The sequence below is a fragment of the Halorubrum sp. AJ67 genome (assembly GCF_000513435.1).
In genome coordinates, this window is the sequence record NZ_CBVY010000005.1 from 229,793 (window position 1) to 234,024 (window position 4,232).

At 65.7% G+C, this 4,232-nt stretch carries 5 protein-coding genes; all 5 read right to left on the reverse strand.

Features of this window, described 5'->3' with window-relative positions:
- Positions 1-555, reverse strand: a 555-nt coding sequence (locus tag BN903_RS07155) for an enolase C-terminal domain-like protein (protein ID WP_048077072.1), incomplete at its 3' end; no start/stop codon positions are given.
- A 4-nt stretch (positions 556-559) separates the two neighbouring features.
- Positions 560-1,681, reverse strand: coding sequence for an ABC transporter ATP-binding protein (locus BN903_RS07160; protein WP_048077073.1), 1,122 nt, complete (start codon positions 1,679-1,681; stop codon positions 560-562).
- 3 nt (positions 1,682-1,684) lie between these two features.
- Positions 1,685-2,521 carry a carbohydrate ABC transporter permease gene (locus BN903_RS07165; protein ID WP_048077074.1) on the reverse strand — a complete coding sequence of 279 codons (837 nt, stop codon included), beginning with the start codon at positions 2,519-2,521 and terminating at the stop codon, positions 1,685-1,687.
- Positions 2,521-3,591, reverse strand: a complete 1,071-nt coding sequence (locus BN903_RS07170; RefSeq protein ID WP_048077075.1) for a carbohydrate ABC transporter permease — start codon at positions 3,589-3,591, stop codon at positions 2,521-2,523. Before BN903_RS07170 ends, BN903_RS07165 begins: the two co-directional genes overlap by 1 nt.
- A gap of 18 nt (positions 3,592-3,609) precedes the next feature.
- A partial coding sequence (locus BN903_RS07175) for an extracellular solute-binding protein (RefSeq protein ID WP_048077076.1) occupies positions 3,610-4,232 on the reverse strand: 623 nt, incomplete at its 5' end.

Genomic DNA, 4,232 nt, shown 5'->3' on the forward strand with positions numbered 1-4,232 from the left:
GAAGTCGACCCCGATGTCGACCTCGTCGCCGACCCCCTCCCGAACCGCGGCGATCCGGTCGGCCGCGTCGGCCACGGCGGCCGGGTTGTCGATCGAGCGCATCTCCGCCGTCGCGTTCATCTTCAGCGCCGTGAAACCCGCGTCGACCTTCTCGCGGGCGGCCTCGCCCACGTCCGCCGGTCGGTCGCCGCCGATCCACTGGTACACGCGGATCCGGTTGCGCGCGCGGCCGCCGAGCAGCTCGTGGACGGGCGCGCCGAACTGCTTGCCCTTGATGTCCCACAGCGCCTGATCGATGCCGGCGATCGCGCTCATCAGCACCGGCCCGCCGCGGTAGAACCCGCCGCGGTACATCGACTGCCAGTGGTCTTCGATCCGCGTCGGGTCCTCGCCGAGCAGGTAGCTGTCGAGCAGCTCCTCGACGGCCGCGAGGACCGTGTGCGACCGGCCCTCCACGATCGGCTCCCCCCAGCCGACGGTGCCGTCGCTCGTCGTCAGCTTCAAGAACAGCCAGCGGGGCGGTACCTCGAACAGCTCGTAGTCGGTGATGTACATCCTGTTAGTTCTCCGTGGCTCCGACGACGGCGCTGTCGACGGAGTCTGTTTTGGTTTTCAGCGCGTCGCCCGTCTCGATGTCGAACAGGTACACCGCCGTCTCGTCGAAGTCGAACGCGACGCGCGATCCCTCCGCCGGTCGGACCGTCGGATCGACGCGAGCGGTGAGCTCGTGGCCGTCTATCTCCATGTAGAGGAAGTTCTCGTTCCCATTCGGCTCGACGACCGTCACGTCGGCCGCGCTCCGGCCCGACTCGACGACCTCGATGTCCTCGGGCCGGACGCCGACGCTGACGCGGTCGCGTCCGGCGACCGGCTCGGGATCGTCGAGCTCGTACGCGAACTCGCCGGGACCCGAGAGAGTGTCCCCCTTGACGTCGGCCGTGAGCAGGTTGATGCTCGGCGACCCGATGAAGTCCGCGACGAACCGGTTCACCGGCGACCGGTACACCTCCTCCGGGGACCCGACCTGCTGGAGCACGCCGCCGTTCATCACGGCGATCCGGTCGCCCATCGCCATCGCCTCCGTCTGGTCGTGGGTGACGTACACCGTCGTCACGTCGAGGTCGGCCTGTAGCTCCTGTAGCTCGGTCCGCATCTCCGACCGGAGCTTCGCGTCGAGGTTGCTGAGCGGCTCGTCCATCAGGAACACGGACGGCTCCCGCACGATCGCCCGCCCGAGCGCCACGCGCTGCTGTTGGCCGCCGGAGAGCGCCTTCGGCTTCTCGTCGAGCAGTTCGCTTATTCCGAGCATCTCGGCGACGCCCTCGACTTTCCGTTCGATCTCGTCGCCGGACAGCTTCGTCGAGAGCTTCAGCCCGAAGCCGATGTTGCCCCGGACGGTCATGTGCGGGTACAGCGCGTAGTTCTGGAACACCATCGCCACGTCGCGCTCGCTGGCGCGACGGTCCGTGACGTCCTCGTCGCCGAACCGTATCGATCCGTCCGTCACGTCCTCTAACCCGGCGAGACAGCGGAGCGTCGTCGACTTTCCACAGCCGGACGGTCCCACCAGCACGAGGAACTCGCCGTGGTCGATGTCGACGGAGAGGCCCTCGACGGCGACCACGTTCTCGGTTCCGGAGTCGTACACCTTGTCCAGTTCAGTGATGTTGATTCCTGACATTGGTTACTCTTTGAGCGACCCCGCGAGGATGCCGCTGACGAACTGTTTCTGTAGCACTAAGAACAACACGACCATCGGCACGATGGCGAGCGTCGCCGCCACCATGATCTGGTCGTAGTAGATCCGCTGGAACCCGGTCAGCTGCGCCAGTCCGATGGGGATCGTGTACATGTCCGCCGACTCTAAGATCACGAGCGGGTACAGGAACAGGTCCCACTGGAACAGGAACAGGATGATCGCCAGCGCGGCCAGCGACGACCGCATGGTCGGTAAGGCGATCCGGTAGAAGATCTGGAACTCGGTCGCCCCGTCCATCCGAGCGGACTCCAGTAACGCGTCCGGGATCGACTTCATGTTCTGCCGCATGAGGAAGATCCCGATGGGGTTCGCCGCCCACGGGAGGATGATCGCCCGGAACGTGTTCGTCCACTCCAGTTGCGCCATCAGCAGGAACAGCGGGATGACGAGCAGCTGGATCGGCAACACGAGCGTCGCCAAGATCGCGTAGAAGATCGGCTCCTTGTACTTGAACTCGTACTTGGCGAACGCGAAGCCGGCCATCGAACACAACACCAGCGACAGCAGCGTGTAGACGACGGCGATGAAGACGCTGTTCCGGATCGTCCGGAGGAAGTCGAGCCGCTCCTGTAGCGCCGCGAAGTTGTCGAGGAACGCGGTCCCGGGTATCAGCCGCGGCGGGAACTGGAGGAACTGCTCCTGCGGGAGCGTCGACGCCACCAGCATCCAGTACAGCGGCACCATCATCACCACGACCATCGTGATGACGAACGCGTACGTGAGGAACCGCCAGACTGCGTCCTTGCGTCGTTGCTCGCGCATCAGTCCTCACCCCCGAGCTTGATCTGGAGGATCGAGAAGACGCTGACGACCGCCACGAAGACGACCGTGAGCGCGCTCGCGTAGCCGAGGTTGAAGTTGACGAACGCCTGCCGGTAGATGTACTGGACGATGGTTATCGTCGAGTTCGTCGGGCCGCCGCCGGTGATGACGTACGGCTCGGCGAACAGCTTGAACGTCCCGATCGTCGACAGCACGACCACGAACAGCAACACCGGCTTGAGCTGCGGGAGCGTGACGTACCGGAACTTCTCCCACCGGTTCGCGCCGTCGATCTCGGCCGCCTCGTACAGCTGCTGTGGAATCGTCTGGAGTCCGGCGAGGAGGATGATCATGTTGTACCCCGTCCACCGCCACGTCACCGCGGCGATGATCGTGTTCCGGGCCCAGAACTCGCTCGTCAGCCACGGTACCGGGCCGAGTCCGACGCCGGAGAGGACGTAGTTGAGGAACCCCAACTGCTCGTTGAAAAGCAGGAGGAACACCGTCGAGTACGCCACGAGGTTCGCCGAGACCGGCAGCGCGATCGCGGTGCGGAACACCCCTTTGAACCGCATGAACGACGCGTTCAGCGCGAGCGCGAGCGCGAGCGCCAGTCCGATCATCAGCGGGACCTGTATCGCGAGGATGTACGAGGTGTTGAACATCGACTGCCAGAACAGGTCGTTGCCCAGCAGTCGGACGTAGTTCCCGGCCCCGACGAAGCTCAGCTGCGCGATCTGCGGGATCTCGACGTACACCGGACCGAGGTCGATCCAGAACAGCGAGCCCTCGCCGACGCCCTGGTACTCGAAGAAGGACAGGTACAGCGTGTACGCCACCGGGAAGGCCAAAAACAGGCCGAACAGCACGAAGAATGGCGCGATGAACAGGTACGCGACCCGCGGCAGCGTCGGAACCGCCGCCGTCAGGTCCTGTCTGGCGAACCGCACTCGGTCCCATCCCGGCCGCGCCGCCCGCCTGATCTGTCTCGTGGTGCGTCGTACCCTCGTCCGGGCGCGGCGGCGATACGTCTCTCCGACGCGCTCGTCCGTCTCGTCAGAAGTGGCCATTCGATCGGTCCCTCCGGATTACGCGAGGTCCCGATCGGTGTTCTCGGCGACGGTCTCGGCGGCCGCCTGAACGGCCTCCTCCGGCGACTGCTCGCCGTTGATCATCCGCTGAAGCTCGGTCTCGATGGCCTGTGAGACCTCCGGCGTGTCCGCGGTGAACCGGTATCCCGGCGAGTCCTGTGCGACCTCGGCGAAGAGCGCTCTCGCGGGCTGCCCGTCGTAGAAGTCGAGCTCCTCGTCGAACACCGGGTCGTCGTAGACGGTCTCCAGCGCCGGGAAGAGCCCGTACTCGTCGTACATCGCCAGCTGCATCTCCTCGGTCGCCAGCGAGTACTCCATGTAGTCCCACCCACGCGCCTGCGCCTCGTCGGACACCTGATCGGCGATCATGAGGTTGGAGCCGCCCCAGTTCGACGCCCGCGGGCCGCCCGACTCCAGCGCGGGGATCTTGAAGACGCCCCAGTCGCCCGCGGTGTCGGGGAGTTCGGCGCGCAGCGTCCCCTCCATCCACGCCGCCGAGGGGAGCGACGCGATCGTCGCGTCGCCGTAGGCGCTGAACCAGGCGGACGTCCACCCCTCGATGTTGGCCGCGATGTCGGCGTCGTATATCTCCTTGATGTTGCGGGCCACGCGGAGCGACT

Bases quoted from the DNA above. Each gene is read 5' to 3' on its own strand.
- BN903_RS07160 (WP_048077073.1), bottom strand. From the start codon at position 1,681: ATGTCAGGAATCAACATCACTGAACTGGACAAGGTGTACGACTCCGGA.
- BN903_RS07165 (WP_048077074.1), bottom strand. From the start codon at position 2,521: ATGCGCGAGCAACGACGCAAGGACGCAGTCTGGCGGTTCCTCACGTAC.
- BN903_RS07170 (WP_048077075.1), bottom strand. From the start codon at position 3,591: ATGGCCACTTCTGACGAGACGGACGAGCGCGTCGGAGAGACGTATCGC.